The sequence below is a fragment of the Adhaeribacter soli genome, from assembly GCF_008727925.1.
GTDB classification, from domain to species: domain Bacteria; phylum Bacteroidota; class Bacteroidia; order Cytophagales; family Hymenobacteraceae; genus Adhaeribacter_A; species Adhaeribacter_A soli.
Genome location: NZ_VTWT01000002.1, coordinates 432,046 through 455,988 on the forward strand (window position 1 = coordinate 432,046; position 23,943 = coordinate 455,988).

At 48.0% G+C, this 23,943-nt stretch carries 23 protein-coding genes; 13 read left to right on the forward strand and 10 right to left on the reverse strand.

The genetic code is table 11. From position 1 onward, the window contains the following. Nucleotides 1-91 precede the first annotated feature (91 nt). A complete protein-coding gene (locus F0P94_RS05225; RefSeq protein WP_150902758.1) occupies nucleotides 92-538 on the forward strand; it encodes a hypothetical protein in 447 nt (148 codons plus the stop codon). A 265-nt stretch (nucleotides 539-803) separates the two neighbouring features. Here the strand turns inward: F0P94_RS05225 and F0P94_RS05230 are convergent, their stop codons facing one another. From F0P94_RS05230 to F0P94_RS05240, 3 genes are all read right to left on the reverse strand, one after another. After that, the gene (locus F0P94_RS05230) at nucleotides 804-1,940 is read right to left on the reverse strand and encodes a sulfotransferase (RefSeq protein WP_150902759.1); all 1,137 of its coding nucleotides are present in this window, start codon (nucleotides 1,938-1,940) and stop codon (nucleotides 804-806) included. After that, nucleotides 1,933-2,889, reverse strand: a complete 957-nt coding sequence (locus F0P94_RS05235) for a glycosyltransferase family 2 protein (RefSeq protein ID WP_150902760.1) — start codon at nucleotides 2,887-2,889, stop codon at nucleotides 1,933-1,935. The genes F0P94_RS05230 and F0P94_RS05235 overlap by 8 nt, the downstream gene beginning before the upstream one ends. 360 nt (nucleotides 2,890-3,249) lie before the next feature. After that, nucleotides 3,250-3,999, reverse strand: coding sequence for a WbqC family protein (locus F0P94_RS05240; RefSeq protein WP_150902761.1), 750 nt, complete (start codon nucleotides 3,997-3,999; stop codon nucleotides 3,250-3,252). A gap of 167 nt (nucleotides 4,000-4,166) precedes the next feature. Between F0P94_RS05240 and F0P94_RS05245 the strand changes: the two genes are divergently transcribed. The 7 genes from F0P94_RS05245 to F0P94_RS05275 all read left to right on the forward strand — a co-directional run bounded on the left by F0P94_RS05245 (nucleotide 4,167) and on the right by F0P94_RS05275 (nucleotide 9,660). Then, nucleotides 4,167-4,706 carry a 30S ribosomal protein S16 gene (locus F0P94_RS05245; RefSeq protein ID WP_150902762.1) on the forward strand — a complete coding sequence of 180 codons (540 nt, stop codon included), beginning with the start codon at nucleotides 4,167-4,169 and terminating at the stop codon, nucleotides 4,704-4,706. Between the two features lie 14 nt (nucleotides 4,707-4,720). Beyond that, on the forward strand, nucleotides 4,721-5,302 hold the full coding sequence (gene rimM / locus F0P94_RS05250) for a ribosome maturation factor RimM (protein ID WP_150902763.1): 582 nt from the start codon (nucleotides 4,721-4,723) through the stop codon (nucleotides 5,300-5,302). 3 nt (nucleotides 5,303-5,305) lie between these two features. Then, entirely contained in the window at nucleotides 5,306-5,983 is a 678-nt protein-coding gene (gene trmD, locus F0P94_RS05255; RefSeq protein WP_150902764.1) for a tRNA (guanosine(37)-N1)-methyltransferase TrmD, read from the forward strand. A gap of 116 nt (nucleotides 5,984-6,099) precedes the next feature. Beyond that, on the forward strand, nucleotides 6,100-6,456 hold the full coding sequence (gene rplS / locus F0P94_RS05260; RefSeq protein ID WP_150902765.1) for a 50S ribosomal protein L19: 357 nt from the start codon (nucleotides 6,100-6,102) through the stop codon (nucleotides 6,454-6,456). 193 nt (nucleotides 6,457-6,649) lie between these two features. Then, nucleotides 6,650-7,333: a YdeI/OmpD-associated family protein gene (locus F0P94_RS05265; protein WP_150902766.1), complete on the forward strand. Its 684-nt coding sequence runs from the start codon at nucleotides 6,650-6,652 to the stop codon at nucleotides 7,331-7,333. Between the two features lie 351 nt (nucleotides 7,334-7,684). After that, entirely contained in the window at nucleotides 7,685-8,536 is an 852-nt protein-coding gene (locus F0P94_RS05270) for a DUF1571 domain-containing protein (RefSeq protein WP_150902767.1), read from the forward strand. A 65-nt stretch (nucleotides 8,537-8,601) separates the two neighbouring features. After that, nucleotides 8,602-9,660: an MJ1255/VC2487 family glycosyltransferase gene (locus F0P94_RS05275; RefSeq protein WP_150902768.1), complete on the forward strand. Its 1,059-nt coding sequence runs from the start codon at nucleotides 8,602-8,604 to the stop codon at nucleotides 9,658-9,660. Nucleotides 9,661-9,852: 192 nt separating this feature from the next. Here the strand turns inward: F0P94_RS05275 and F0P94_RS05280 are convergent, their stop codons facing one another. The 3 genes from F0P94_RS05280 to F0P94_RS05285 form a co-directional block, all read right to left on the reverse strand. Beyond that, nucleotides 9,853-10,632, reverse strand: coding sequence for a TIGR03915 family putative DNA repair protein (locus tag F0P94_RS05280; RefSeq protein ID WP_150902769.1), 780 nt, complete (start codon nucleotides 10,630-10,632; stop codon nucleotides 9,853-9,855). Nucleotides 10,633-10,886: 254 nt separating this feature from the next. After that, nucleotides 10,887-11,051: a hypothetical protein gene (locus F0P94_RS19595; protein WP_191906925.1), complete on the reverse strand. Its 165-nt coding sequence runs from the start codon at nucleotides 11,049-11,051 to the stop codon at nucleotides 10,887-10,889. A gap of 68 nt (nucleotides 11,052-11,119) precedes the next feature. Continuing rightward, nucleotides 11,120-12,385 (reverse strand): putative DNA modification/repair radical SAM protein, encoded by a 1,266-nt coding sequence (locus tag F0P94_RS05285; RefSeq protein ID WP_150902770.1) that lies wholly within the window; start codon nucleotides 12,383-12,385, stop codon nucleotides 11,120-11,122. Nucleotides 12,386-12,592: 207 nt separating this feature from the next. On the opposite strand from F0P94_RS05285, the gene F0P94_RS05290 reads away from it, so the two are divergent. The 5 genes from F0P94_RS05290 (at nucleotide 12,593) to F0P94_RS05310 (ending at nucleotide 18,392) form a co-directional block, all read left to right on the forward strand. Continuing rightward, nucleotides 12,593-14,473: a BamA/TamA family outer membrane protein gene (locus F0P94_RS05290; protein ID WP_191906926.1), complete on the forward strand. Its 1,881-nt coding sequence runs from the start codon at nucleotides 12,593-12,595 to the stop codon at nucleotides 14,471-14,473. 413 nt (nucleotides 14,474-14,886) lie between these two features. Further along, on the forward strand, nucleotides 14,887-15,723 hold the full coding sequence (locus tag F0P94_RS05295; protein ID WP_150902772.1) for a CvfB family protein: 837 nt from the start codon (nucleotides 14,887-14,889) through the stop codon (nucleotides 15,721-15,723). A gap of 115 nt (nucleotides 15,724-15,838) precedes the next feature. After that, entirely contained in the window at nucleotides 15,839-16,504 is a 666-nt protein-coding gene (locus F0P94_RS05300) for an oxidoreductase (protein WP_150902773.1), read from the forward strand. A 477-nt stretch (nucleotides 16,505-16,981) separates the two neighbouring features. Beyond that, nucleotides 16,982-17,764, forward strand: a complete 783-nt coding sequence (locus F0P94_RS05305; RefSeq protein ID WP_150902774.1) for an SAM-dependent methyltransferase — start codon at nucleotides 16,982-16,984, stop codon at nucleotides 17,762-17,764. A 70-nt stretch (nucleotides 17,765-17,834) separates the two neighbouring features. Continuing rightward, complete coding sequence (locus F0P94_RS05310; RefSeq protein WP_150902775.1) at nucleotides 17,835-18,392, forward strand: hypothetical protein; 558 nt, start codon at nucleotides 17,835-17,837, stop codon at nucleotides 18,390-18,392. A 304-nt stretch (nucleotides 18,393-18,696) separates the two neighbouring features. Here the strand turns inward: F0P94_RS05310 and F0P94_RS05315 are convergent, their stop codons facing one another. The 4 genes from F0P94_RS05315 to F0P94_RS05330 all read right to left on the reverse strand — a co-directional run bounded on the left by F0P94_RS05315 (nucleotide 18,697) and on the right by F0P94_RS05330 (nucleotide 23,930). After that, nucleotides 18,697-19,662 (reverse strand): DUF4249 domain-containing protein, encoded by a 966-nt coding sequence (locus tag F0P94_RS05315; protein ID WP_150902776.1) that lies wholly within the window; start codon nucleotides 19,660-19,662, stop codon nucleotides 18,697-18,699. Between the two features lie 5 nt (nucleotides 19,663-19,667). Further along, nucleotides 19,668-22,040 (reverse strand): TonB-dependent receptor, encoded by a 2,373-nt coding sequence (locus F0P94_RS05320; RefSeq protein ID WP_150902777.1) that lies wholly within the window; start codon nucleotides 22,038-22,040, stop codon nucleotides 19,668-19,670. 505 nt (nucleotides 22,041-22,545) lie between these two features. Then, nucleotides 22,546-23,460: a 30S ribosomal protein S6--L-glutamate ligase gene (gene rimK / locus F0P94_RS05325; RefSeq protein WP_150902778.1), complete on the reverse strand. Its 915-nt coding sequence runs from the start codon at nucleotides 23,458-23,460 to the stop codon at nucleotides 22,546-22,548. Then, the gene (locus tag F0P94_RS05330; RefSeq protein WP_150902779.1) at nucleotides 23,460-23,930 is read right to left on the reverse strand and encodes an ATP-dependent zinc protease family protein; all 471 of its coding nucleotides are present in this window, start codon (nucleotides 23,928-23,930) and stop codon (nucleotides 23,460-23,462) included. Before F0P94_RS05330 ends, rimK begins: the two co-directional genes overlap by 1 nt. Between the last annotated feature and the right edge of the window lie 13 nt (nucleotides 23,931-23,943).

Sequence of the window (23,943 nt, forward strand, 5' to 3'; positions counted from 1 at the left end):
GGCTTTACTTTTTAACAGCTTTTGCAGGATTTAAATTAATCATTACCTTTAGCAGCATAACATTCTATTACTCAGACACAAAGTAAACAAGATGAAAAAATCGTTACTCCTGGTTAGCTTCTTAATCATTACTGGTCTAAGCTATGCCCAACAGAAAAATGAATCAACTATTTACCTGGGCGGAAAACCAGGGACTGACTCCAATAACCCTGAACGTTGTTTTAAACTGGCGGACTTCAAAAATAAGCTTTCAGTTACTTCAGGGGTAGATTCAGTAACCAAGATCGATATTTTTCAGGTTGTCAACAAAAAGCCAATTGCTAATACCAGCTTTACTTCTGTGAAGGAGTTACAAAACTTTGATCTTTATTCCTGGATCCAGGAAGGTGGTTCAACTTCTCCTGCCGGAAAAACTACCCGGAACCAAGCCGCCCAAAAAAGCAAGCTTGCTCCGGGCGACAGGCTGGCAATAGAAGTGCGATACCTTAAAAATGGTAAGCAGGAGTCTATTATCAGATCCTTTTTTCTTTGCAAATAATAATCTGCACCTATCTGAATGCTGATTATTGCTCGAATAAATTCCTTACCGCATTTGAATCTTTTTTCAGCCTTAAATTAAGTAAAAAGATATTGGTATCTGGATATTAGTATCAAGACCAAAAAATATACAAATAACTTAATTTCAGGATATTACAAAATGAAAGTTGCTTTCAAATTATACGATTATTCTAGTCCGGCTACTTAAAACCTTTCCTGTACGGGAAAGGTTGTGTTTCTTTCACCAGATTCATAGCATTTTTCGTTCATAAAAAGGATAGTTCCCTCCTTTCGCGAAGCAGCCGATGAGCCTTTTCAAAAATAAAATATTCCTGCTGAAGCGCTGTTGAAGCCTGTTCCGGGTTTTGCCAGAGTGCTAACCGCTTTATTTCGGCATTCTTTTCTTCCTCCCGTTCGGAAAAAAGCGCATCTATGCCGGGGCGGGTAATCGGGAAAGGCTCTTTAAAATTGCGGATCAGATCAAAGTCCGGCGCTGAAATTTCAGGATCGTACCCCAGTACTTTCATTTCCGGAAAACACACCGTTTCTATGAAGTTTTGTAAATCCTTTGGAAGGACCTTCCGGTAACTGCCTGCCGAATCCGGAGATAATACGGAAGCGGATTCGTGCGAAGAGTTGCTTTTCCAGATCTGCCCGCTTTGGTGGAGTAAGGGTTTTTGAAGGAAATCGGCAGGAAATTGGTCGAGCGTCAAATGGCCGGAAAGGGCAGCCAACATTTCTACAGGTTGCCGGATCAGGTCTTCGTAGCGGAGTACCAGTAAATCCGATTCATCCAAAAAGGCCAAGGCAAAAGCCACCGATTTTCGCCAGTTCCGGATGATCCAGAGAAAAGGACGCGGCGAGCCCACAAATTCCTGACCTTTGCCAAAATAAGTGGAAGCAATCACATCCCGCGGGTCGCGTAGAATAAGCAGGCATTTAATTTTATGATGCAGCAGGTAAGGCAAAAATTCTTCACAGATCACTTCTTTGCTGCCGGATGCTGTTGCGCCGTTTTTTGCTTTCATTAATACCTGCCGGTAAAAATCAGCGAAAGTGAGTTCCGGGTTAAAGGTAAGTGGCAGTACGCTGGTATACCCCTGGCTTCGCGCGTGGAAAGCTAAATTTCCGGCATTTACCTGCTCCAGTAAATCTTTCCTGAAATGAAAATCTTCTAAAAAACGGGTAAACGTTGCCGGCCGGTAGCTTTTCTCCCGGAAATAATCGTTGTGGACCTGATAAGGAATGTGTAGCCCCTGGTTCTGCAGAAAGGCCTTCTTTGTTTCCAGAAAAAGCGCCGGCGTGGGTTGCGATAAACAGGATGCCTTTGGGTGATTGTGCAGGATTTTATCGAGCAGCGTGGTACCGGAACGGTAGGTGCCGGTAATAAAAAACTCAGTCATGGTTAAAACCCGCTGTTTTCCGAACCACGTACATGGGCCGTTTTTCCACGCCCGCTAATGTGCGGCTCAGGTACTCGCCGATTATGCCCACAGCCAGCAGCAGCAAGCCGCCAATAAAAAGCAGCGTTACGATCAGGGAGGTCCAACCGGTGGTGTTTACCTGCACAAAGAATTTCCGGAGCAGAATAAAAAGCATGGCCATAAAACTAAAACCCGCTATTAAGATGCCACACAAACTGATGCTTTTTAAAGGTACCGTAGAATGGTTAATTAGCATGTTGCCGATAATACCGAGTTGTTTGCCAAGCGTATAACCCGACTTTCCGGCCGGCCTTGGAGCATGCGCAACTTTTACGGCTGCCACACTATTCGTAGCCTGTAAAATAAGGGCAGGCAGGTATGGGTACGGCACCTGGCAAGTAGCGAGGTAATCGGCTACCGGCCGGGAAATTAACCGGAAAGATGAAAACTGAACGGCAGTTGGTTTCTGAAACAGGCGGCAATCGAGCCAGGCTTTCAGTTTTGAGCCAATCCTTTGCAAAAACGGCTGCTGAGGTTCTTCGAAATTGGCAAAAACCACGTCGTACTGCTGCAAGGCCAATAATTGGGGAAGTTCTTCGGGTAAATGCTGCAGGTCGTCGTCTATGGTAATAATAAACTGCCCCTGAGCGTACCGGATGCCGCACAATGTAGCCGCATGCTGACCGAAATTCCGGGCCAGTTGCACCACTTTCACTTCGGGATATTCCACCTGCAATTTTTCCAGCGCAGGCATGGTTTCCGGATTAATGGAGCCATCGTTCACAAAGATCAGTTCGTAGGTTTGCCCCAGGTCCAGTTTCAGCACCTTATCTATGCGCAATGCTAATTCAGGCAGGGTAACCACAGAATTATAAACTGCCACCACAACCGAATACATTACCGGCAAAGAAGAAGCATGTGCAGCCATAGTTCAGGTTAAGTGGAAACGGTACAAAAATGCAGAAAAAATCGATTCCGGCTATTAATTAAAATACATTACGGTACCAGGATTGTCTGAACACGATTTTAAGGATTGATAAGATAGACAGGATTTTATTTCGAAGAAGTATCAATTCGATTCAAATTAAAAGGAGGCGGAATCTGCTCATTGATTTGAAAGCCCGGTGAAAGTTCTGAAACCAAAACTGAGCTTAAAGCAGCAATTCAGGCTACTTTTAACTTCTCTTTTTCTCATCCGCTTCGTGTCAGAAGTAATTCTTTTGCCGAGAAATCATGTGAATCATTTAATCCTATAAATCCTAGTTCAGACAAAAAAGCTTGCCTACCCTCAGTTACTAACCTTATTATTGCGAATGTTATTATTCCGGCCGGAAAAACTCAGCATATAATCTTTGGCGTTCGCTCCGGTTTGAAAAAGCAGATCCAGAATACTTACCTCGTGCACGAACGGCGGAAAGAACTGGGGGTAATCCGGATAGCCGTTATAATTCATCCATTCCACCTTTATGCCGGCTGCTGCAAAAGCCTCCTCCTTTAAATACGCCTGTGCGGCCGGGCCGGAAAGATAAACCGAAGCGCCGGCCTGTTTACAGATATTTACCAGCCGTTCGTTTTTATCACCGGAAATTTCAAACTCCTGCCAGTTCCGGATGCAGGTTTTAATATCTAAGATATCGCAGATTGTTTGAATGAAGGCTTCGTTTACCTGGCTCAGGTACTCAAATTCGGTTTTTAAATACAGGTCCTCAAACGTCTGCCGATAAAGTTCGAAATAAGGCGCTTTGCTGTAGTTTGCAACCAGACTTTTCCAATGCTTTTCCTGCCATAAAGGCTTCTGATTCAGCACCTTTACTTCCGAAACCGATAATTTTTCCAGGTAGGGGGCGTGCACCGGGATGGTAAGCCATTGCAGACCGTTAGGCGTTTTTATGCGATTCCGGTTGCGCCAGTCGCGATCGGTGTATTGCACGCAATCGTACAGCACAAATTCATCCACGGAATTGATCAGGTCGAAATAACCTTTCCAGGGAATGTAACTGGATTGCAGAATGGCTACTTTTTTTCCGCTTTCGGGCATATTCAGGCCGGTTTAATTCCTTATTCAGAACCCAAAGCTACGCAAAACCCGCTGAATTACTTTTTCTTATCTTTTCCCTACCCTTTTTATTTCCGGAATAAGTACGTACCTTTGCACACTCAAAAAAGACGGACGGGTTCCGTCGCCTTAACAATTAGTTAACCAATATGGCTGTTAAAATCAGACTGGCCCGCAGAGGCCGCAAAAAAGCTGCAATGTATGATATCGTTGTAGCTGATGCTCGTGCACCACGTGATGGTCGCTTTATCGAGAAACTGGGTACTTACAACCCGCTTACCAACCCTGCCACCATTAACTTCAGCCTGGACAAAGCGTTCGACTGGGTTATGAAAGGTGCTGAGCCGACCGATACTGTTCGGGCGATGCTGGCTTACCGTGGTATTCTTTACAAAAAACACTTACAGATTGGTGTAAACAAAGGCGCCCTTACCCAAGAGCAGGCCGATGCCAAATTTGAAGAGTGGACAGCTAACAAAGAAGCGAAGATCACTGGCAAAAAAGAATCTTTAAGCCAGAAGAAAGCTGATGCTCGTAAAGCTGCTTTAGCTGCTGAAGCGAAAGTTAGCGCTGACCGTGCTGAAGCGCTTCGTAAAAAAGCAGAAGCTGCTGCTGCTCCGGCTGTAGAAGCTGAAACTTCGGAAGAAGCTCCGGCTGCAGAAGGCGAAGCTACTGAAACAGAAGCTTAATAGTACCCCTTACCATGAAGTTAGATGATTGCTTTCAATTGGGCTATATCGTCCGGACGCATGGGGTAAAAGGCCAGGTAGTTGCGTTTTTCGACGTAGATTATCCGGAAGATTACGAAGAACTGGAATCAGTTTTCCTCCTTATGGGCGGAAAACTGGTTCCTTTTTTTGTTGACCGGATCGAACCGCTGGCCGGCGCAAAATTCATACTTAAGTTCGAAGACCTGGATACCATTCAGGAAGCCGAAAAGCTGAAATCAACGGCCCTTTACCTGCCGCTAACCGAATTGCCGGAGCTGGAAGAAGACCAGTTCTACTTTCACGAAGTAATCGGGTATGCCATTATTGATGAAGCCTTAGGGGAACTGGGTACGGTAGCCGATTTTTACGAAATGCCGAACCAGGATCTGATGGCCATGATGTACAACGGCCATGAAGTGTTGATTCCGGTAGCCGACGAAATTATCCTGAAAACTGATAAAGCCGCTAAAAAGCTATTCGTAAAATTGCCGGAAGGTTTGCTTGAAGTTTATACCCAGCCTACTAACCGTCAGGAAGAAGAATTTGACGGCGACGAAGATTACACAGAAGCATAAGCGATGCGGATCGATATTATCAGTTGCCAGCCCGACCTGCTGACCAGCTTTTTTACCCATTCCATTCTGAAACGTGCCCAGGAACGCCAGTTGGCCGAGATCCACGTGCACGACCTTCGTAAGTTTGCCATAAACAAGCACGGCCAGATAGACGATTATGCGTTTGGCGGCGGTGCGGGCATGGTAATGATGATCGAACCGATCGATAAATGCATTTCGGGCCTGAAGGCGGAACGCAATTACGATGCGGTGATCTACATGACGCCCGACGGCGAACTACTGAAACAGCCCGCTGTAAACCGGTTTTCGCTACTGAACAACATCATTATTTTGTGCGGCCATTACAAAGGCGTGGACGAACGGGTGCGGCAACTGTTTATCACCCACGAAATCAGCATCGGCGATTATGTACTTTCCGGTGGGGAACTGGGCGCTGCCGTGCTGGCCGATGCCATTATCCGCATCATTCCCGGCGTGCTCAACGATGAATCTTCGGCCCTGACCGATTCTTTCCAGGATGGGTTGCTGGCGCCGCCGGTTTATACCCGCCCGGCCGATTATAACGGGCTGAAAGTGCCGGAAATTTTACTTTCGGGCAACCAGCCTAAAATTGAGGATTGGCGCCACGAGCAGGCAATTGCCCGCACAAAGACCCGCCGGCCCGACCTTTTGGAGGATTAAAGCCTTAATTTTTAAGGTTTTAAGAAAAATTAACGAACTGCATTTGTCTTACTCCAAACATTCTTTTATATTTGCAGTCCGAAATCAGAAAAGAATATTTAATACTATAAAGAGCCATGAGCCTACTGTTAGATTTAGTTAAAGAAGAATTCAACGAAAAACGCGCCTCTATTCCAAATTTTTCAGCTGGCGATACTGTAAACATTCACGTAAAGATCCGTGAAGGCAACAAAGAAAGAATCCAGCAGTTCCAGGGCGTGGTTATTCAGCGTAGAAATGTAAACACCAACGGCGAAACTTTCACTGTGCGTAAAGTATCTAACCAGATCGGTCTGGAAAGAATTTTCCCTTTATTGTCGCCAAACATCGAGAAAATCGAATTAGTAAGAAGAGGTGTGGTACGTCGTGCCCGTCTGTTCTACCTGCGCGGCCTGAGCGGTAAAGCTTCCCGTATCAAGGAGAAAAGAAAATAATTTAAGACTTCCCATAGTTTGCAAAGAGCCTGTTCTGTTTCGGAACGGGCTTTTTGTTTTAGATGTGCTTCCGTTTTTGTAGCTTAGGGCAGGTCTTGCCTTCAGCGGAATTGTTTTTCGGCTTCCCCCATATTTTTAATTACCGAACTGAAACTGCTGCTTCAGGAAAGATTTCTTTTTAAAAAAACATTTTATGGCTGAAAACCCGCTGCTGAAAAAACTTCGCCTGAAAGCGAATCAGAAAGTGCTTTTATTAAATGCTGAACATGCCTGGGAAACGCTTTTTCCCCTGGAAAACCCGGTAGATACGCAAGCTAACGGCAAGTACGATTTTATACTGGTGTTTGCGCCGGATAAAGCCACACTGGAGCAATTCGCGCCCATCTTGCAGCAAGGAGCCACAGCCGAAGCAATTGTCTGGGTAGCTTATTACAAAGGTTCCTCAAAAATTCAGACCGATCTTACCCGCGACAAAGGTTGGGAAAGCATGCCCGAAACGATCTGGCAACCCCTAAGCTTAATTTCGCTGGATGAAAAATGGTCGGCATTCAGTTTCCGGCTGGCCGGCGACAAACCGGTAAAAGGCCGCCGGTCGTTGCGCGAAACGCCTTCCGAACCCATGGCTGCCAATCCTTTCATCGATTCGGTTAAGCGGGTAATTACGTTACCAGAAGACCTTGCCGAAGCATTTGCCCAAAACGAAACTGCGGCCGGGAATTACGAAAAATTGTCGTTCACCAACCGCAAGGAATACGTGGTTTGGGTTACAGAGGCAAAACGCCCGGAAACCCGCCAAACCCGGGTTCAGGAAACGGTAAAGAAGCTGGAGCAGGGCCTGAAGAACCCGCGGGAGAAAGCGCTTTTAACGGCTTCGTAAGGCGTTAGAGTTGCTCCTACTCTAACATCCCATTCCTGCTTCAATAGATTGTGAAACGTGCGGCATCGGTTTATAACTGACATTACGCAAGCAGGAGAAAAGTCCCCCTTTGGAGGGGCAGGGGGAGGAAAGGAGAATTATTAAAGATTCTCCCCTTGAGGGGAGTTAGAGGGGTGTTTGATAGCAGAATTACTAAAAATACCCTTCGGCTCCTTTGAGGGAAGAGTATCAAATAAAGTGAAAATCCTCCCCCTACCCCCTCCAAAGGGGGACTTTTCTCCTGCTTGCGTAAGATCAGTTACTTAATTTAACGAACAGCCAACTTTTTACCCCTAAACGCTACCGTTCTTTATGAAAAAGTATTTCCGTTCTGGATTGTTGCCCGCGCTGCTGATCCTGCTTTCTTTCCGGCCTGCTGCTCCTACCCCGACCCAGCTGATAGATCAGATGCTGGAAGCCGGCCGGAAGGTGCAGATCCTGAAATTTACGCTGCACAAGCAGGAACGCATTAAAGGCAAAATGGTAGCAGAAACATCGGTAGTGAAACTGCAGCAAAAGCCTTTTAAAGTTTACCTGAAATATGAAACGCCGAATCCGGGAATGGAAGTTTTGTTTGTAAGCGGCCAGAACAACAACGAAGCTTTTATCTGCCCCGCCAGTTTCCCGTGGACCACTCTCAGCTTGAACCCGAACGGCAGCACCATGCGCGCCGGTCAGCACCACACGCTTTTCGAAGCGGGTTTCAGCCAGATCCTGAGCGTTACTGATTTCATACTGAAAAAATACGGCACCCAAGCAGAGAACATGCTGAGCACCAATGGCACCGTGAACTGGAACGGAATAAATTGCTATAGTTTAACCTTGGAAAACCCGAACTTCAGATACGTACCTTATACCCTTGCCAAAGGCGAAAACCTGCTGACCATTGCTCAAAAGCTAAAGTTAAGTGAATACATGCTGCTGGAACTGAACCCGGAACTCGATAATTATACCGACGGAGAAGCAGGACAAAAAATAAAGATCCCCACGGATTATGCCCGCAAGATCAGTCTGCTTTTAGACCCGAAAACCAGCCTGCCGGTGCAAATAAAAATTTACGACGATAAAGGCTTATTTGAGCAATACGAGTACCGGAACCTGCAGGTAAACCCCGCCATCGATCCGGCGGAATTCACAAAAACCTACAAAGGGTATAAGTTCTGAGGCCGGAATTCTTTTTCTTTCGAAGAAGTTTAGTACCTTAAACGCTGTTAAACTCAGGTAAAAAGATGAAGATCCTTTACGGCGTTCCCGGCGAAGGCTTAGGCCATGCCACGCGGAGCCAGGTTATAATCCGGCATTTGCTCCAGCAAAACCACCAGGTGCAGGTCGTGTCCAGCTCCCGGGCCTTTGAACTGCTGAATCACAGCTTTCCGGGCTGCGTGCACGAAATAAAAGGCTTTCACCTGGCGTATAATAATGCGGCCGTTTCAAAGCTGAAAACGTTTACGAACAACCTGAAATCGGCACCGGAAAACCTGCGGGTAAACTTCAACAAATACCGTAAAATTCAGGAGGAGTTTGAGCCGGAGCTGGTCATTTCCGATTTCGAGTCGTTCAGTTATTTTTACGCCAAGTACCACAAGTTGCCCATTATCAGCATCGACAACATGCAGATCATGAGCCGGGGCCGTTTGGACATCAAAATTCCGGAGGAACAGAAGAAGAATTTCCAGATCGGCAAAAACATTGTCCGGGCGAAGGTACCCCGCTGCCAGCATTACCTGATCACTTCCTTTTTCCCGGCATTTTTAGCGAAAGACCGCACTACGGTGGTTCCCCCGATCATGCGCGAAGCCATTCTGAAAGCCCAGCCTTCCAATGGACCGCACGTTTTGGTTTACCAGTCATCCACCTCGCAAAAGAACCTGATCAGTACGCTGCAGGAACTTCCGCTGGAAACATTCCGGGTTTACGGCTTCAACAAATCGGAAACGCATGGCAACGTTCAGCTCAAAGCCTTCAGCGAGCAGGGCTTTATCGATGACCTGGCCAGTGCCAAGGCTGTGCTCACGAACGGCGGATTTTCGCTTATCAGCGAAGCTATTTACCTCCACAAACCGATCTGCAGCATTCCGCTGGAAAACCAGTTCGAGCAGTTTATGAATGCGGCCTACTTGCAGAAATTAGGCTACGGCCGCCATTTCGATACCATTACGCCGGATAATCTGCGGGCCTTCCTTTACGACGTAAATAACTATAAACTAAACCTGCAGGGCTATCATCAGAACGGCAACCTGGAGCTTTTTCGGGCTTTAGACACTTTGCTACCGACGCTGCATTGCTGATTGAATTGTTGATTGTTGATTGGATAATTTTTTGAGGATTTTTGTCCAAAACGGTATCGATTTCCGGGACTTTCTTGGGCTTTAACGGAAATAGAAATAAACACCCAGGTTAACCAGCAGGTGATAGGATGAGAAAACACTGAAGAAAAAAACAATTAACAATCAGCAATTAACAATCAGCAATTTAACAATTCAACCATTTAATCTTGGCTTTTTCTCGGTGAGGTATTTCCAGTAACGGACGGGCATGTGGCGGAGATGCAGCTTTTTGTTTTTGCGTTCCGGAATGTTTACGTGGTGGAAATAGGTTTGCCAGAGTTGCTCATAGAGCGGTTCTTTTTCTTCCAGGATGTTGTTTGGTAAAGCGCCGGTTTTGGAATTAACCTGGGTTTCTTCCAGCGAAATAAAATCGGTTTTCTCCAGATCGTAGTAAAGTCCATAGCTTCGTTTCAGGTCGTAAATAAGCCAGCGCTGGTCGGCGTAACGTTTTTCGAAATGGTCTTTAAGCAGCGGCAGTACGTTGTAATCGGGGGAAATGGTAGCGTAGAACAGGCTGTCTGCGGTTTTCTGAAAACGCACGAAGGCTTCCATGCGATGCTTTTCCCGGAAGATCTGGCGGCTGATCTGGGAGATCTGCCGGACGCAATCGGCCGCGAAATTTTCTTCGATATTGGCCTGACTGGCAAAAACCAGTTCCACGTACCGGAAGATCAGCATTTCGAAGCCGGGTTGTTCCCAGAGAAAGGTTTTATAAAGGTCGGTACAGGCGTTTTCCGAAAGCTTCTTTTTCAGGCCTGTCCAAACCCGGGCGGCTTTCACCTCATCGGTAGGAATGAATTTGTTCTGCGCAAATATGCCGGGTTGTTCCTGCCCCTGCTTTTCAATTTTATCGGGCCAGGCTTTTTGCTCATACACTTCGAATATTACGGTAAGCAATCCTTCAAACGTGCCGTCGTAAGTATAGTAATGCATTGGTTAGAACCGGAAAAAGATACTCCCTGAACAAATCTCAGAAATATGTAAATAAGCTATTTGTCTGAATAAAATGCTGTAGCGTAGGGTTTAAACCCTACGCTACAGCGTTTTTGATATGTAATATCCTTCCAAGTAGCAAGACTAAACAAACGAATACCTTGAAAGATAAATGAATTGTATAATCTACTATATGGCCTTCTACATATTTTGATCCAGATACTAATATCCAGATACTAATATCTTTTACTCAATCATATATACCGGACAAAAACAGCTTCGGCGGCCCGTAGGTTGATCTGGGCATTTCCTTTGGGAGCCGGCACCGTGATCAGGCCATTCCGTTGTTTGAGGTAAAGTACCAGGTTGTTCAGTTTGCAACGGCAGGAAACAGGGTTAACTTTTGCTGAATATCTCATAGCGTTGTATAGAATTAGTGGTTTAAAGATTCGGTTCGTTTTACTTTTTTCGGCTTAATACTTAGCGTTTAGCTGGCTTGCTGGAACAGTTCTAGTTGCTGTTTCACCAGCGAATTCCGGACGGAGCCTTCACCGAAGAGAATTCTCCGGCGAATGGCTTGTTCGGTATAGTCGCGTAGTTCGGGGCTTTTGCCGGCACAGGTAATAAAGTACCGTGCCCGCTTCAGCACTACTCCGAACTTGTGCAAATGATCGAGGTGCAGCGGCGTAAAGCGGCGCGCCGCTACAATCCTCTTCGCCGACTTCACCCCGATCCCGGGAATGCGGAGGATCAGTTCGTAGTCGGCAGTGTTTATTTCTATTGGGAAAACCTGCAGGTTGCGCAAAGCCCAGGAAAGCTTCGGATCAATTTCCAGGTCCAGGTTCGGGTGCTTCTCATCGGCAATTTCCGAAGCGGAAAAGCCGTAGAAGCGCATGAGCCAGTCGGCCTGGTACACGCGGTTTTCCCGGATCAGCGGCGGGTTTACCAACACCGGCAGGCGGCTGTCGGTGCTTACCGGCACGTAGCCCGAATAATACACCCGCTTCAGGTTGTAGTTCTGGTATAACTGGCTGGAAAGGGAAAGGATCTGGTGGTCGTTTTCCTGGGAAGCGCCTACAATCAGCTGCGTGCTCTGCCCGGCCGGCGCAAACGCGGGCGCGTGTTTGAATAGTTTTACTTCTTCCTTGCTTTGCTTTAGCTGGGTGGTAATGGCAGCCATGGGCGTCAGGATTTCAGCATAGTTCTTTTCCGGCGCCAGGGTTTTCAGACTGTTTTCGGAAGGCAGCTCGATGTTTACGCTCAGGCGGTCAGCGTATAAGCCGGCTTCTTTGATCAGTTCGTCGCTGGCGCCGGGTATGGTTTTCAGGTGAATGTAGCCGTTAAATTTATGTTCGGTCCGGAGCTTTTTAGCAATGCGTACCAAACGTTCCATGGTATAATCGGCGTTCTTGAAAATGCCCGAGCTCAGAAACAAACCTTCTATGTAATTGCGACGGTAGAAATTTAGGGTCAGGTCTACTACTTCGTCTACGGTAAAGGCAGCGCGTTTAATGTCGTTGCTTTTGCGGGTAACGCAATAAGCGCAATCGTAAATGCAGAAATTGGTAAGCAGAATCTTCAGCAGCGATACGCAACGGCCGTCTTCGGTGTAGCTGTGGCAAATACCCATGCCTTCGGCATTTCCCAGGCCTTTATTTGTGTTCTTCCGCTTGCCGCCGCTCGAGGAGCAGGAAACATCATACTTGGCCGCATCGGCTAATATTTTTAGCTTTTCCTGTACCGTTTCTTTCATGACGTAATTATACGACCTTTTTTACTAAATAAAAATGCTTTTAAACTAATTTATTTAGCAAATGTCGGAATTTTGCTAAAAAGCAGATAGAACCGCCTGAGAAAGGGTAGGGAAACCGAATAAAAACTGATAAGCTTTATTTTCGTTAGGTGATGAAGCTTTCGGTTAACACTTTTAAATTGCGGCCTGCGTTCGTATATTATCGCTTTGCTTATACTTTTTGAAATGCCGCTTTTTTCCTGGTTGTCGCGTTTGCTTTTACTGGCTTGCTTTTTAAGCTGGCCGGTAGCGGCTTACGCCCAGGCCCCGTACAAACCGAAACCGGAAAACGTGGTGCCGGATACCATAAAAAAGAAAGAGCCAGACCGTTTGCTGAAAGGGCTTCAGGAATATTCCAAGCGGCGGAGTTTGCCGGCCAAAGCAGTAAAAGCCTTGTTCAGTTTCAACCGGAAGCAGCAGCAGGATACCGGTCTCGATCCGGAACTCATCAACTACACCTTTGCCGAACACGATTATAAAATAGTCCGCAACATCGAGATCAAAACTCTTGACCCCTTCGGTTATTCCCTCGACGATTCGACCCGCGGGCCAAAAAACATTTTTGCAAAAGCCGGCAACCACATTCACATAAAAACGCACCGCGGGCGGGTAAGAAACAAATTGCTTTTCCGGCAAGGCGAACAACTGGAACCACAGGCCATTGTAGAATCGGAACGTTTATTGCGCCAGACGCCGCACATTCAGGATGCCCGCATCCGGGTAAACGAACTTACTTCCACCGCCGACAGCGTAGATATAATTGTTTCCACCAAAGATATTTTCAGCATTAGCGGCTCCGGCGCTTACAATGCTCCCAAGACCATGGGCGTAATCGCGCTCAACGACCTGAACTTCCTTGGATTGGGCCACCAGATCCGCAACCGGGTTTGGCTCGGCATCGACGACCTGCCACAATCGTGGCAGTACCGGGGCGGCTACACGGTAGAGAATATTTACCGCACTTACATTACCGCCGATGCCAATTATTTCAACGATTATATAAACGAAATACTGGGTTTTAGCCTGAACCGGCAGTTCTACGCCACCACCACCAAATACGCCGGCGGCACGGCCGTAAACTGGTTCCGGGTCCGTTCCTTCCTTACCGACAGCACCCAGGACCTGCAATTCAATACCAAAGATTTCTGGCTGGCGCGCTCTTACAAACTAAAATCGTATAACCTGGGCTTCGAAAACCCGGGCCGGCTGATCGTAGGCGCCCGCATCCTGAACATTAATTACACCGCCCTTCCCGCCGAAACAAAATACCTGAACACCACGCTTTACCTGGGCAGCGTGGGCTACAGTTACCGCAAATACTACAAAGACCGGTATTTATTCGGCTTTGGCCGCACCGAAGACGTTCCGGCCGGCAACCTGATGACGCTTACCCTGGGCTACGAATACGCCACTACCCGCATCCGGCAATACCTGGGCGTTAGATCGAGTTTTGGAAAGTACCGGCAGAGATTCGGTTACCTTTACGGCTCCGCCGAATTCGGCAGTTTTATAAACCAGGGGAACTGGGAGCAAGGCGTGGTAAATACCGAAGTGCTGTATTTTACCCGGCTTTACAACCTGAACGGCTGGCTTATCCGGAATTTTTTCTGGAACCGCATGACCTATGGCCTACGGCGCGACCCGGGGGAATTTGTGCAGATCAATAACTATGAAGGCATCCGGGGTTTCCGGCCGGGTTCGTTGCGGGGGCAAAGCAAATTTACCATTAACCTGGAAAGCAACCTTTTCACCCCCATCTCATTTATAGGCTTTAAGCTGGCCGGCATCCTGTTCACCGACATTGGCTGGATCGCACCACCCGGTAAAGAATCGCCCTTCAGCCAGAAACCTTATTATGGCATTGGCGCCGGCATCCGGTTCCGGAACGAGTATATTGGCTTGGGCAATATACAATTGCTTATAGCATATTACCCTCGCATTCCGGCCGAAGAAAGCTTCAACAACCTCCGGCTCTACGAATCGTCGCGCCGCTATTACGAATTCCAGGACTTTTACTATTCCCAACCGACAGTGGCGCCTTTCCGCTAACGTTTAGGTTTTTAAGCCTGAAAGGCTGCTGTTTTTCAGGCAAGAAGGCTATTTCTCCGCCAGCCAAATGAACAAATTTAGTTTACTCAATTAAATGCCTCTCATTTCTGTTGTTTCGGAAGAAACGGTTTGCCGTGGCCTGTGGCGCACAGACCACCTTGCTGCCGCCAACTAAAAGCTACAAAATTTAGAGACAGTGCTTCGGTCTGTGCGACACAGACCTAGGAGAGAATGTTTTTCTAAACCCTTGAAAAGTCCGCAATACTTTGAGTTAAACTTGCAGGTTCAGAACTGATCAAAGCAGGTTCCGGAATAAGTTTTTGGGTTAAATCGCCGGAAATAACGGAAACCTGCAGCTAATTCTTTAGTTTTAATCTTTATTTAGCAGCATTTACAAACTACATCTTACAACCATGGTCGAGATCGGCAAATACAATGAACTGGAAGTGGCAAAATTCGTGGATTTCGGGCTTTACCTCGATTCCGAAGACGGCGAAATTCTGCTGCCTATCAAGTACATTCCGGAAGGCGTACAACTGGGCGACAAGCTGAACGTGTTCGTTTACCGCGATTCCGAAGACCGGATGATTGCCACCACCCTCCGCCCCAAAGCTACTGCCGGTCAGTTTGCCGCCTTGCCGGTGAAGGATGCCAGCCGTTTGGGCGCGTTCCTGGACTGGGGCCTGGAAAAAGACCTGTTCGTGCCTTTCCATAACCAGCGCGAGCCCATGCAGCCGGGCAAAACCTACGTGGTTTACATTTACCTCGACGAATCTTCGGACCGCCTGGTGGGCACTGCCAAAATAAACAAGTACCTGAAACCTGCCGATGAAAACCTGAGCGAAGGCCAGAAGGTAGATCTGCTAATAACCGGCACTTCTGATTTAGGCTACAACGTGATCATTAACCAGCAATACGGTGGAGTACTTTACCACAACGAAGTTTTCCGGAACCTGGAAATTGGTACCGAAACTGAAGGGTATATCCGCAAATTGCGCGAAGACGGCAAAATTGACGTGAGCCTGCAACAGGCCGGTTACGCCGAAGTAAAAGATGCTTCTCAGGAGATCCTGGAAAAATTACGGGCTGCCGGCGGCGTGCTTCCGCTTTCCGACAACAGCGAGCCTCAGGAAATTTACCGTTTATTGGGCATGAGCAAAAAGACCTTTAAAAAAGCCATCGGCACGCTCTACCGCCAGGGCTTGATTTCCCTTGAACCAGACCTGATCCGACTGCAGCGCGAAGAATAAAACTTTTTTGGTTTTGGTCGGTTTGAGGAGGAAGTCCTTTTTCCCAGACAGGTCCAGACAACAGGATTGCGATTTATTCAGTAAACCGGTTGCATTACTTTAACGAACCCGAAACATGGCCCCACAGAAAACTGCTCTTATTGCCGGCGCTACCGGCCTGGTTGGCAGCTATTGCCTGCGCATGCTCCTCCAAAGCGACCGTTACGCCAAAGTTACAGCCCTGGTCCGGAGGCCGCTGGACGTGCAGCACCCGAAACTGGAGCAAAAAGTGGTTGACTTCGATCAGCTGGCCACTACTCCCGGCATAATTGCCGACGATATTTTTTGCTGCCTGGGCACTACCATGAAAAAAGCGGGCTCGAAAGAAGCCTTTTATAAAGTAGATTATACTTATGTGGTGGACCTGGCCAAAATTACTTCCCGGCAGTTTGCCAGCCAGTTCTTAGTGGTTTCCGCCATGGGCGCCGACCCGGATTCGCTTATTTTTTATAACCGGGTGAAGGGAGAAATGGAAGAAGCCATCAAAAAGCTTTCCTTCACGGCCGTACATATTTTCCGGCCTTCCCTCCTGCTCGGCGAACGCCCGGAAACCCGGATCGGCGAAAAAGTTGGCGAAGTGGTGATGACGGCCTTAAAACCGGTTATGCTGGGCCCCCTTAAAAAATACCGGGCTGTACCCGCGCGCGACGTTGCCAAAGCCATGCTCGTAATGGCCATCGATGACGGCGGCGGCATCCAGATCCACGAATCCGATGAAATTAGTATGCTAGCTACGCCGTAAAGACAATGCAGTCGACTTAAAGCAAAAGCGCTCTTCCAGACATCCGTGTCTGGAAGCAATCTGGCGGGGACATCTTTGTCCCCGGATGTATAAACGCGGACACGGATGTCCGCACCAGAATAAGTTTCAGACACAGATGTCTGAAACAGCGGTTATTTTTAATTCATAATCCTTAAAATGACGGCATTGCCCGTAGGGTGATTGGATATTAGTATCTGGACATTAAACCCGATTTTTATTAAAGTAGATTTCATAGCCTGACTCCCTTTCAGATTAAGCATTCCTTTTAGTCTGTCCAGTAATCGGTTTCACACCATTATTTCTAATTTTCAACAACCCGGAAATTCATTGCCATCTGCTTTAGCTGACGGATGCAGGGCATGATTTCCTTACCGGAAGCAATTCAACTCTTCTAAAATTTCCCAACCACCAGGTAAGAGGCGCCGTAATGCGGGGAGTAATTTCCTTTGCTTCTATATGAGTTCCCGCAACCTGGTTTCTTTTTTTCCCCGCGCTACTTCCTACGACCCGGAATGGGTGCAGCAGCACTCTATGGGCGAAAATGTGCTTTTCAACCTCGAAAGTCTTACCGAGAAAATAAAACTGAAACGTGGCATGCGCGTACTGGACCTGGGTTGCGGCAAAGCGATCAGCTCGGTTTTCCTGGCGCGGGAATTTGGGGTGCAGGTCTGGGCGGTAGACGAAGCCATTTCGGCCACCGAGAACCTGGAGCGGATAAAAGAAGGTGCGTGCGAAAACAGCGTTTTCCCGATCCAGGCCGATGCCCGCGCGCTGCCTTTTGCCGAAGGTTATTTCGATGCAGTGATTGTGGTAGATTCCTACACGTATTTCGGGACCGATGAGAAGTACCTGCCTTACATTTGCCGTTTCCTGAAGCCCGGCGGCGTAATTGCCATCGTAGACGTTTGCTTTACCCGCGAAATAGAAACGCCGACCCAGGTGCCCGCTTTTTTAAAGAAAGACTACAGCCATTACTGGTACTTTATTCATACAGTAGACTGGTGGCGGAAACTGTGGGAGAAAACCGGCCTGGTGCAGATCGAATGTGCCGAAGAACTACCCGCTAAAGACATTGTGCGGCAGGAATACGTCCGCTATTTCGAAGGAAAAACGAAAAAAGATGCGTTTGCCCGCGCCCTGGCGAAGGATAAAAACGGGCTGATCTCCTTTTTCCGGCTAATCGGCCGCCGCACCGACCGGGAGCCTTATCTGCAATCTTACAAAGAGGAAAAGAATTAAAGCCGGAAGTGCGCTACGCCTGTTACCCAACGCTGCCATTTGCGTACATACACCTGAAGACCACCTGCATATGAATAACCACGCCTTACTTCTAAAAGTTATATTCTGCCTCGGGGTACTGCTTTTGCTTGGTTTTAAAGGCCAGGCCCAGATGCGCCAGTATGAACAACTCCACAACCTGAACGGCGGCCCGGTTATTCATTACCGTACCGCGATCGGGGCACGCCTTGGCCCGCAATACGGCTTGACGGCAAAGCGCTTTTTGCGCGAAGGAAATGCGCTGGAAGCACTTTTAACCCGGCACTACGATAAAAAAGGCATTACCGGCACCCTGATGTACGAGTGGCACCGGAATGCTTTCGAAGCCAAAGGTTTGCTCTGGTATTATGGCGCGGGCTTTCATGTGGGGTATTATAAATACAATGAATATTTCCAGCCCAGCGAACCGGAAAGGCACGCCCGAGACGGTAGCTTCGTGGAAGCCGGCGTCGACGGCATCATCGGCTTGGAATATGGATTCGCTTTTATTCCCCTGGCCTTAAGTGTCGATTTTAAACCCTACCTGAGCAACGTAAGCGGTCACTTGGGCGGCATCGATGCGGCGCTTTCCATTAAGTACGCCTTCTAGTAGAAAAACCTCACAGGTCTTAGAGACCTGTGAGGTTTGGAGTTTTGAACCGGCAAAGATATCTTTCTGGAGCACAAAATACTTTCTTGCTTTTTCCTCCGAAAATCTGGAGGCTAACTCAAAAATGGCGATCATGTTGAGCACAAGTGAGCGTGAGGGAGCGCGTAACTTGCGAGCGTAGCGCTGAATCAACTCGTCGGCTACTAATAAAACCGTTACATCTGGCTTTGGTGCTGAGAGCCAACGAGGTCCTTCGCTTTCGCTCAGGATGACAGGTGGATTTTTGAGACAGCTCCTACCCTTTTTACAGCGGAATATCGAAGTACGTATTGGTGAAACCACCGAAGCAACCGTAGCCGTTCTGTATATTGCCTTTTACCCGTACCGGTTCGGCAAATGGGTTTCCGTTGGAATCGTTATAGAGCTGCAGGCTTTTCAGGAATTTGTAATTGTCTTCGGTAATGCTGCTCACGATCAGGCGGAGGTACTTCGGCTGAAAAGAATCGGTACCGTAACAATTCACTTTTCGGGAAATGGTAACTGTGGTGCCGTTAAAACTCTTGTCGTCGAAAGGCCGGAAACCGTAAAAATCGTTGTAGCGCACATCGGAAAAATGAATGTCGTTGATGTCGGTACCAATGCCGGAATCGTCTTCCTCTTCATCGAAATAATTCCGCTCCGAGATCTTTTTCTGTTCATCTAACAACACGCCGTAGATCAGATAATAATTGTTTTCGTTGCCTTTATCCGGGATCGTTAACGTAACCCGACCGTTTACAGAATAGTACTCATCGCCGGTTTTGGTAAAGGAGCCCTGAATGCCAGAAATTTCGTTCGGCAGAGTTAAAGTGCTGGTTACCGGTTCGTAGCCAGGCGCGGAAACGGTTAAGGTATAGCGCTGACCGGCCTGAGGCGTGAATTCTGTAACCGGTTTGTAGTAGCCGTTGCCGAAATAATGGTTCGTTTCGGCATCGTTCGTGAAAGTTTCCACAACTTTGCCATTGGCATCGGTAATTACCACACTGGCATTGTTCAAACCGTCCATTTCCTGGGTAGAAAGAATGCTCTGGCTGAAGCTTACAAAAGGCCGGAAGGTAGGAAAATATGCGTACAGGCTGCTGTCCAGCTTTTCGTTGCCGATGGTACAGCGTACCGCCAGTTTAGGCGTATGTTCCGGAATGGGTACTTCTACGGTGGTTTCGCAAGCAGGTAAAATTGCCGTTCCCGCTAAAAGAAGGGCCAGGTTTCTTACTTTTTTCAGAGAAAGCATAGCGTTTAAAATTTAAAGCTTTTGGTGAACGAAGGCAGGATCGGGAACAAACTGATCTGCTTGAATTTCGGGCGGCGCTGACCGTTGCCGTAGCTGTAGCCTTCGTCGAAGTAAATGAAATACGGGTTTTTGCGGTTATAGGCATTGTACACGCCAAAGCTGTTCACCACTTCGCCCCAGCTTTTCTTTTTGGTCTGGTTCAGGCTGAAATCGATGCGGTGGTAAGGCGCCATCCGGAAGTTATTGCGGCTGCCGGAATCCCCGATCGGGCCGGAACCGCCCATGTAATACTGCACTTCATCTAAGGTAACCGCGTTGCCGGTGCCATAAACCCAGGTACCCGAAACATCGATGTCTTCGGTAAGCTGGTGCGAAACCACAATGGAAACATCGTGGCGGCGGTCGTAGCGGTACGGGTAAATTTCGCCGTTATTCAGGTCGGGGAATTTCCGGGTGGCCCAGGCCAGCGTATAGCCTACCCAACCGGTGGTTTTGCCCAACTTTTTCTGAATAAAAAACTCCATGCCGTAAGACCAGCCCTGGCCGGAAGTAACTTTATCTTCCCAGTTATTATCGGTGGTCCCTAAAAAGTCGGCACCTTCGTTAAACTCGATCAGGTGGTTCATTTTCTTGTAATACCCTTCCAGGCTTACTTCAAACTTATCGTCGAAAACCGTGCGGGCCAGGCCGAGGGCCACCTGCTCCGCCGACTGTGGTTTCACTTTCTTCGTGGCCGGCACCCAAAGGTCGGTCGGCAAGCCGATGGTGCTGTTGGTAAGCAGGTGAATGAACTGGGTGGTTTTGGCGTACGATGCTTTCAAGGCCAGGTCTTCAGTAAGGAGGTAACGGGCTGAAAGACGGGGTTCCAAGGATGGATAAACCTTTTTATCGACCAGGAAATTATTGAAGCGCAAGCCGGCATTTACTTTCAGGCGGTCAGTCAGTTTTATATCATCTTCAATGTACACGGCTGCCTCGTGGCCTAAAACCTGGGTTCCTTTATCGATGTTGTTGGCTCCGTCGGAGAAGTTATCTTTTACCTGCAGGGCTCCCGGTTTAAAGCTGTGCAGAATGTACTGGCCGCCGAAGCGGATGTAATGGTTGGCGGTCGGGGTAAAATCGAAATCGGATTTCAGGCTCAGGTCGCGGATGTTGGAAAAATAATGCAGCAGGAACTTATCCGTTTTCAGTTCGCCGTTCTGGTCCGGATACGTGGAATTATACTCGTTTCCGACGTCGAACTGGTATTTGGTGTAGGTAAAATGCGTGTTGGCAAAAAGCCGGTTGTTTACGATGTGGTTCCAGCGAAGCGCCGTAGTTAAATTCCCCCAGCCCAGCCTCGAATTATTTTCTTCATCGCTCATTTTGAAACGCACGTAGAACTTGTCGTAACCAGTGTAGGCGCTTAAGTAAAGACGGTCGCGCTGCCCGAATTTGTAGTTTACTTTTCCGTTCAGGTCGTAGAAATAATAGCCTGCCACCCCGGTTTGAATGTTCATGAACGGGCGCATCAGGACATCGATATAGGTGCGGCGGGCAGAAATGATAAAAGAGGAAACATCTTTTTTGATCGGGCCTTCTACCGTAGCTTTGGCTGCAATAATGCCTACCGAACCTTCGCCGTGGTACTCGTTCATGTGGCCTTCTTTCATGTTAATATCGAGCACCGAAGAAAGGCGGCCGCCGTAACGCGCCGGGAAACCTCCCTTTATCAGTTCCACATTGTTTAAAGCATCGGCATTGAAGACGGAAAAGAAACCGAAGAGGTGTGAGGCATTGTACACCGGCGCGCCATCGAGTAAAATCAGGTTCTGGTCGGGGCTGCCGCCGCGCACGTATAAGCCGCTTGAACCCTCACCACCAGATTGTACCCCAGGCAGCAACTGCAGGGTTTTCAGTACGTCCACTTCCCCGAAAAGCGCCGGCAGTTTCTTGATCTGGGCAATGGGCACCGAAACGGTACTCATGCGGGTGCTTTCCTTTATTTTTTCGCTTCTTTCCCCGATCACTTCCACGGCTTCCAGCTGACTGTTATTCCGGAGGCTGAAATTCTGCTCCAGGTTGCGGTTCAAGTAGGTGGTGTAGGCCATACGCTCGTAGCCCACGTACGTAATGACCAGCGAAACGGTATCCTGGGGCAGGGTGATGCTGTAAAAACCGAAGTTATTGGTGGAAGTGCCCTGGCCGGTTTTAGGGTTGTAAATACTTACCCCAATCAGGTTTTCGCCTGATTCGCTGTCGCGGATAAAGCCGTTAATGGTGAATTTAGCGGTTTGCGCCTGTGCTATGCCGGAAAGCAGCAGCAGGAAAAGCAAACTGCCGATCACCTTCGGGAAACGGATTCTGGATTGCCGGAAAGCCGGGAAAAATGGTAGCATTTTCTTCGAAAAAGTTAAGGGCCTGGTTCGGGTGGTACTTTTATCGGGAATGATCTTCCGGCGTCAGCTGCTATTATAAGTTCGTGATTATAAAGCCGCTTTCCCTGAAATTCCTTTCTAACAAAGGTACAACTTATTCTTCAGACAACTTTCCTGGTGGGTACCCTTAGGGGTTGGTTATTTTTTCTGATTATGCAGGGGAATTTGTTTTTTAAAACAGGTCCCTCTCCTATTTTAAGAGAAGGCTGGAGTGAAGTAAAGCTCCCCTCCTTTTTTCAAGGAGGGGTTGGGGGTGGTTGTACCTCCGCCATTTAAACCCAGCTACACAATCTCTTAATTTTCCGTAAAATCAGGTTCTTTTGGTATGTATTACAACGGGAAATTCTAAAAATTCTTTAATTCTGAAAATTCTGATTCTGATATTTTATTGCTGGTACAGGAAAAAGGGCGACCACAAGGATCGCCCCAACATTTGTTCGGCCAGTGGTTCTGGCGTTTGTGGTTTTTAATGGCCGGTTTCTCTTTTCTCTTTTTTTGCCCGTTTCTTTTTCACTAACTCTTCGGTATATTCGATGATCTTGCCGGCAATGTCCTGTTTGGTGGCTTTTTCGATGCCTTCCAGGCCGGGCGATGAATTTACTTCCAGAATTAATGGGCCGCGTTTGGATTGCAATATGTCTACTCCGGCAATGTCCAGGCCCAGGGTTTTGGCTGCAAGCAAAGCAGCGGCCCTTTCGGCGCGGGAAAGTTTTATGAGGCTGCCGGTGCCGCCGCGGTGCAGGTTGGAGCGGAATTCGCCTTCTTTGCCCTGGCGTTTCATGGCGCCTACTACCTGGCCGTTTACCACAAAGGCCCGGATGTCGGCGCCTTTGGCTTCGGAGATGAATTCCTGCACAATAATGCGGGCTTTCAGGTTATGAAATGCTTCGATCACCGATTCGGCGGCTTTTTCGTTTTCGGCTAGCACTACACCCAAGCCTTGGGTGCCTTCCAGTAACTTAATTACTAAAGGTGCACCGCCTACTTGCTGAATAAGTTCCTTTACTTTAACGCCGTAATTGGTAAAAGCGGTTTTCGGCATGCCGAGTCCGGCTTTGGACAGGATCTGCAGGCAGCGAAGCTTGTCGCGGGAACGCACAATGGCTTGGGAATCTACGGCACTTTTTACTTTCATCATTTCGAACTGGCGTACTACGGCCGTGCCGTAAAACGTAACCGAAGCCCCGATGCGCGGAATAATGGCATCGATACCGGTCAGTTTTTCGCCTTTGTACATAATGTAAGGGTGCCCGGCTTCGATGAGCAAATCGCATTTGAGGTGGTCGAGCACCAGTACGTCGTGGCCGCGTTGCTGGGCAGCTTCCACCAGGCGGCGGGTAGAATATAGTTTAGCGTCACGCGAAAGAATGGCAATTTTCATTAATCTTTGTTTTGTTTTTGTCTCTGACGTTTTTTATAAGCCACATTTTTCCGGGAAACATCCACGATAAAATGCCGCTTTAACAGCACCCGGCCTATTAAAACGGGGTAACGCATATCGCTCCGGTCGGAAAGCGAAAATTCAGCTAAAATGGTTTTATCAAACAACTGAATCGGCGTTTTGATTACGTAACGCTGCTGCACATCGCCGAACGAATTCTTGATATCGCGAAGATCGAACTCCCGGAACTCGAAAACCTTGTTGTTGTAATGCGGGTGAGATTCGTCCATGAATTTGCAACGGATCACGATGGAGCCGTCTTCCAGGGTTTCTTCGCGGATGTCGGTGCAGTGCAGGGCGGAAGTGTAGGCACCGGTATCAACTTTCGCTTCCACTTCATAGAGTTCAAGCTCCGGAAAATCGACCAGCTCGCGGCGGCCAATGGTTCGCTTTTGAGGACGTTTGTGCATCGGGTAAAATTCT

Excerpts from the sequence above, each read along its gene's own strand:
- F0P94_RS05275 (WP_150902768.1), top strand. The coding sequence starts at position 8,602 with ATGAAGATCCTTTACGGCGTTCCCGGCGAAGGCTTAGGCCATGCCACG.
- rimM (WP_150902763.1), top strand. The coding sequence starts at position 4,721 with ATGAAGTTAGATGATTGCTTTCAATTGGGCTATATCGTCCGGACGCAT.
- F0P94_RS05265 (WP_150902766.1), top strand. The coding sequence starts at position 6,650 with ATGGCTGAAAACCCGCTGCTGAAAAAACTTCGCCTGAAAGCGAATCAG.
- F0P94_RS05240 (WP_150902761.1), bottom strand. The coding sequence starts at position 3,999 with ATGCCCGAAAGCGGAAAAAAAGTAGCCATTCTGCAATCCAGTTACATT.
- F0P94_RS05245 (WP_150902762.1), top strand. The coding sequence starts at position 4,167 with ATGGCTGTTAAAATCAGACTGGCCCGCAGAGGCCGCAAAAAAGCTGCA.
- F0P94_RS05270 (WP_150902767.1), top strand. The coding sequence starts at position 7,685 with ATGAAAAAGTATTTCCGTTCTGGATTGTTGCCCGCGCTGCTGATCCTG.
- F0P94_RS05330 (WP_150902779.1), bottom strand. The coding sequence starts at position 23,930 with ATGCACAAACGTCCTCAAAAGCGAACCATTGGCCGCCGCGAGCTGGTC.
- F0P94_RS05285 (WP_150902770.1), bottom strand. The coding sequence starts at position 12,385 with ATGAAAGAAACGGTACAGGAAAAGCTAAAAATATTAGCCGATGCGGCC.
- F0P94_RS05320 (WP_150902777.1), bottom strand. The coding sequence starts at position 22,040 with ATGCTACCATTTTTCCCGGCTTTCCGGCAATCCAGAATCCGTTTCCCG.
- F0P94_RS05225 (WP_150902758.1), top strand. The coding sequence starts at position 92 with ATGAAAAAATCGTTACTCCTGGTTAGCTTCTTAATCATTACTGGTCTA.
- F0P94_RS05235 (WP_150902760.1), bottom strand. The coding sequence starts at position 2,889 with ATGGCTGCACATGCTTCTTCTTTGCCGGTAATGTATTCGGTTGTGGTG.
- F0P94_RS19595 (WP_191906925.1), bottom strand. The coding sequence starts at position 11,051 with ATGAGATATTCAGCAAAAGTTAACCCTGTTTCCTGCCGTTGCAAACTG.
- rimK (WP_150902778.1), bottom strand. The coding sequence starts at position 23,460 with ATGAAAATTGCCATTCTTTCGCGTGACGCTAAACTATATTCTACCCGC.
- F0P94_RS05295 (WP_150902772.1), top strand. The coding sequence starts at position 14,887 with ATGGTCGAGATCGGCAAATACAATGAACTGGAAGTGGCAAAATTCGTG.
- F0P94_RS05230 (WP_150902759.1), bottom strand. The coding sequence starts at position 1,940 with ATGACTGAGTTTTTTATTACCGGCACCTACCGTTCCGGTACCACGCTG.
- F0P94_RS05315 (WP_150902776.1), bottom strand. The coding sequence starts at position 19,662 with ATGCTTTCTCTGAAAAAAGTAAGAAACCTGGCCCTTCTTTTAGCGGGA.
- F0P94_RS05310 (WP_150902775.1), top strand. The coding sequence starts at position 17,835 with ATGAATAACCACGCCTTACTTCTAAAAGTTATATTCTGCCTCGGGGTA.
- rplS (WP_150902765.1), top strand. The coding sequence starts at position 6,100 with ATGAGCCTACTGTTAGATTTAGTTAAAGAAGAATTCAACGAAAAACGC.
- F0P94_RS05305 (WP_150902774.1), top strand. The coding sequence starts at position 16,982 with ATGAGTTCCCGCAACCTGGTTTCTTTTTTTCCCCGCGCTACTTCCTAC.
- F0P94_RS05300 (WP_150902773.1), top strand. The coding sequence starts at position 15,839 with ATGGCCCCACAGAAAACTGCTCTTATTGCCGGCGCTACCGGCCTGGTT.
- trmD (WP_150902764.1), top strand. The coding sequence starts at position 5,306 with ATGCGGATCGATATTATCAGTTGCCAGCCCGACCTGCTGACCAGCTTT.
- F0P94_RS05280 (WP_150902769.1), bottom strand. The coding sequence starts at position 10,632 with ATGCATTACTATACTTACGACGGCACGTTTGAAGGATTGCTTACCGTA.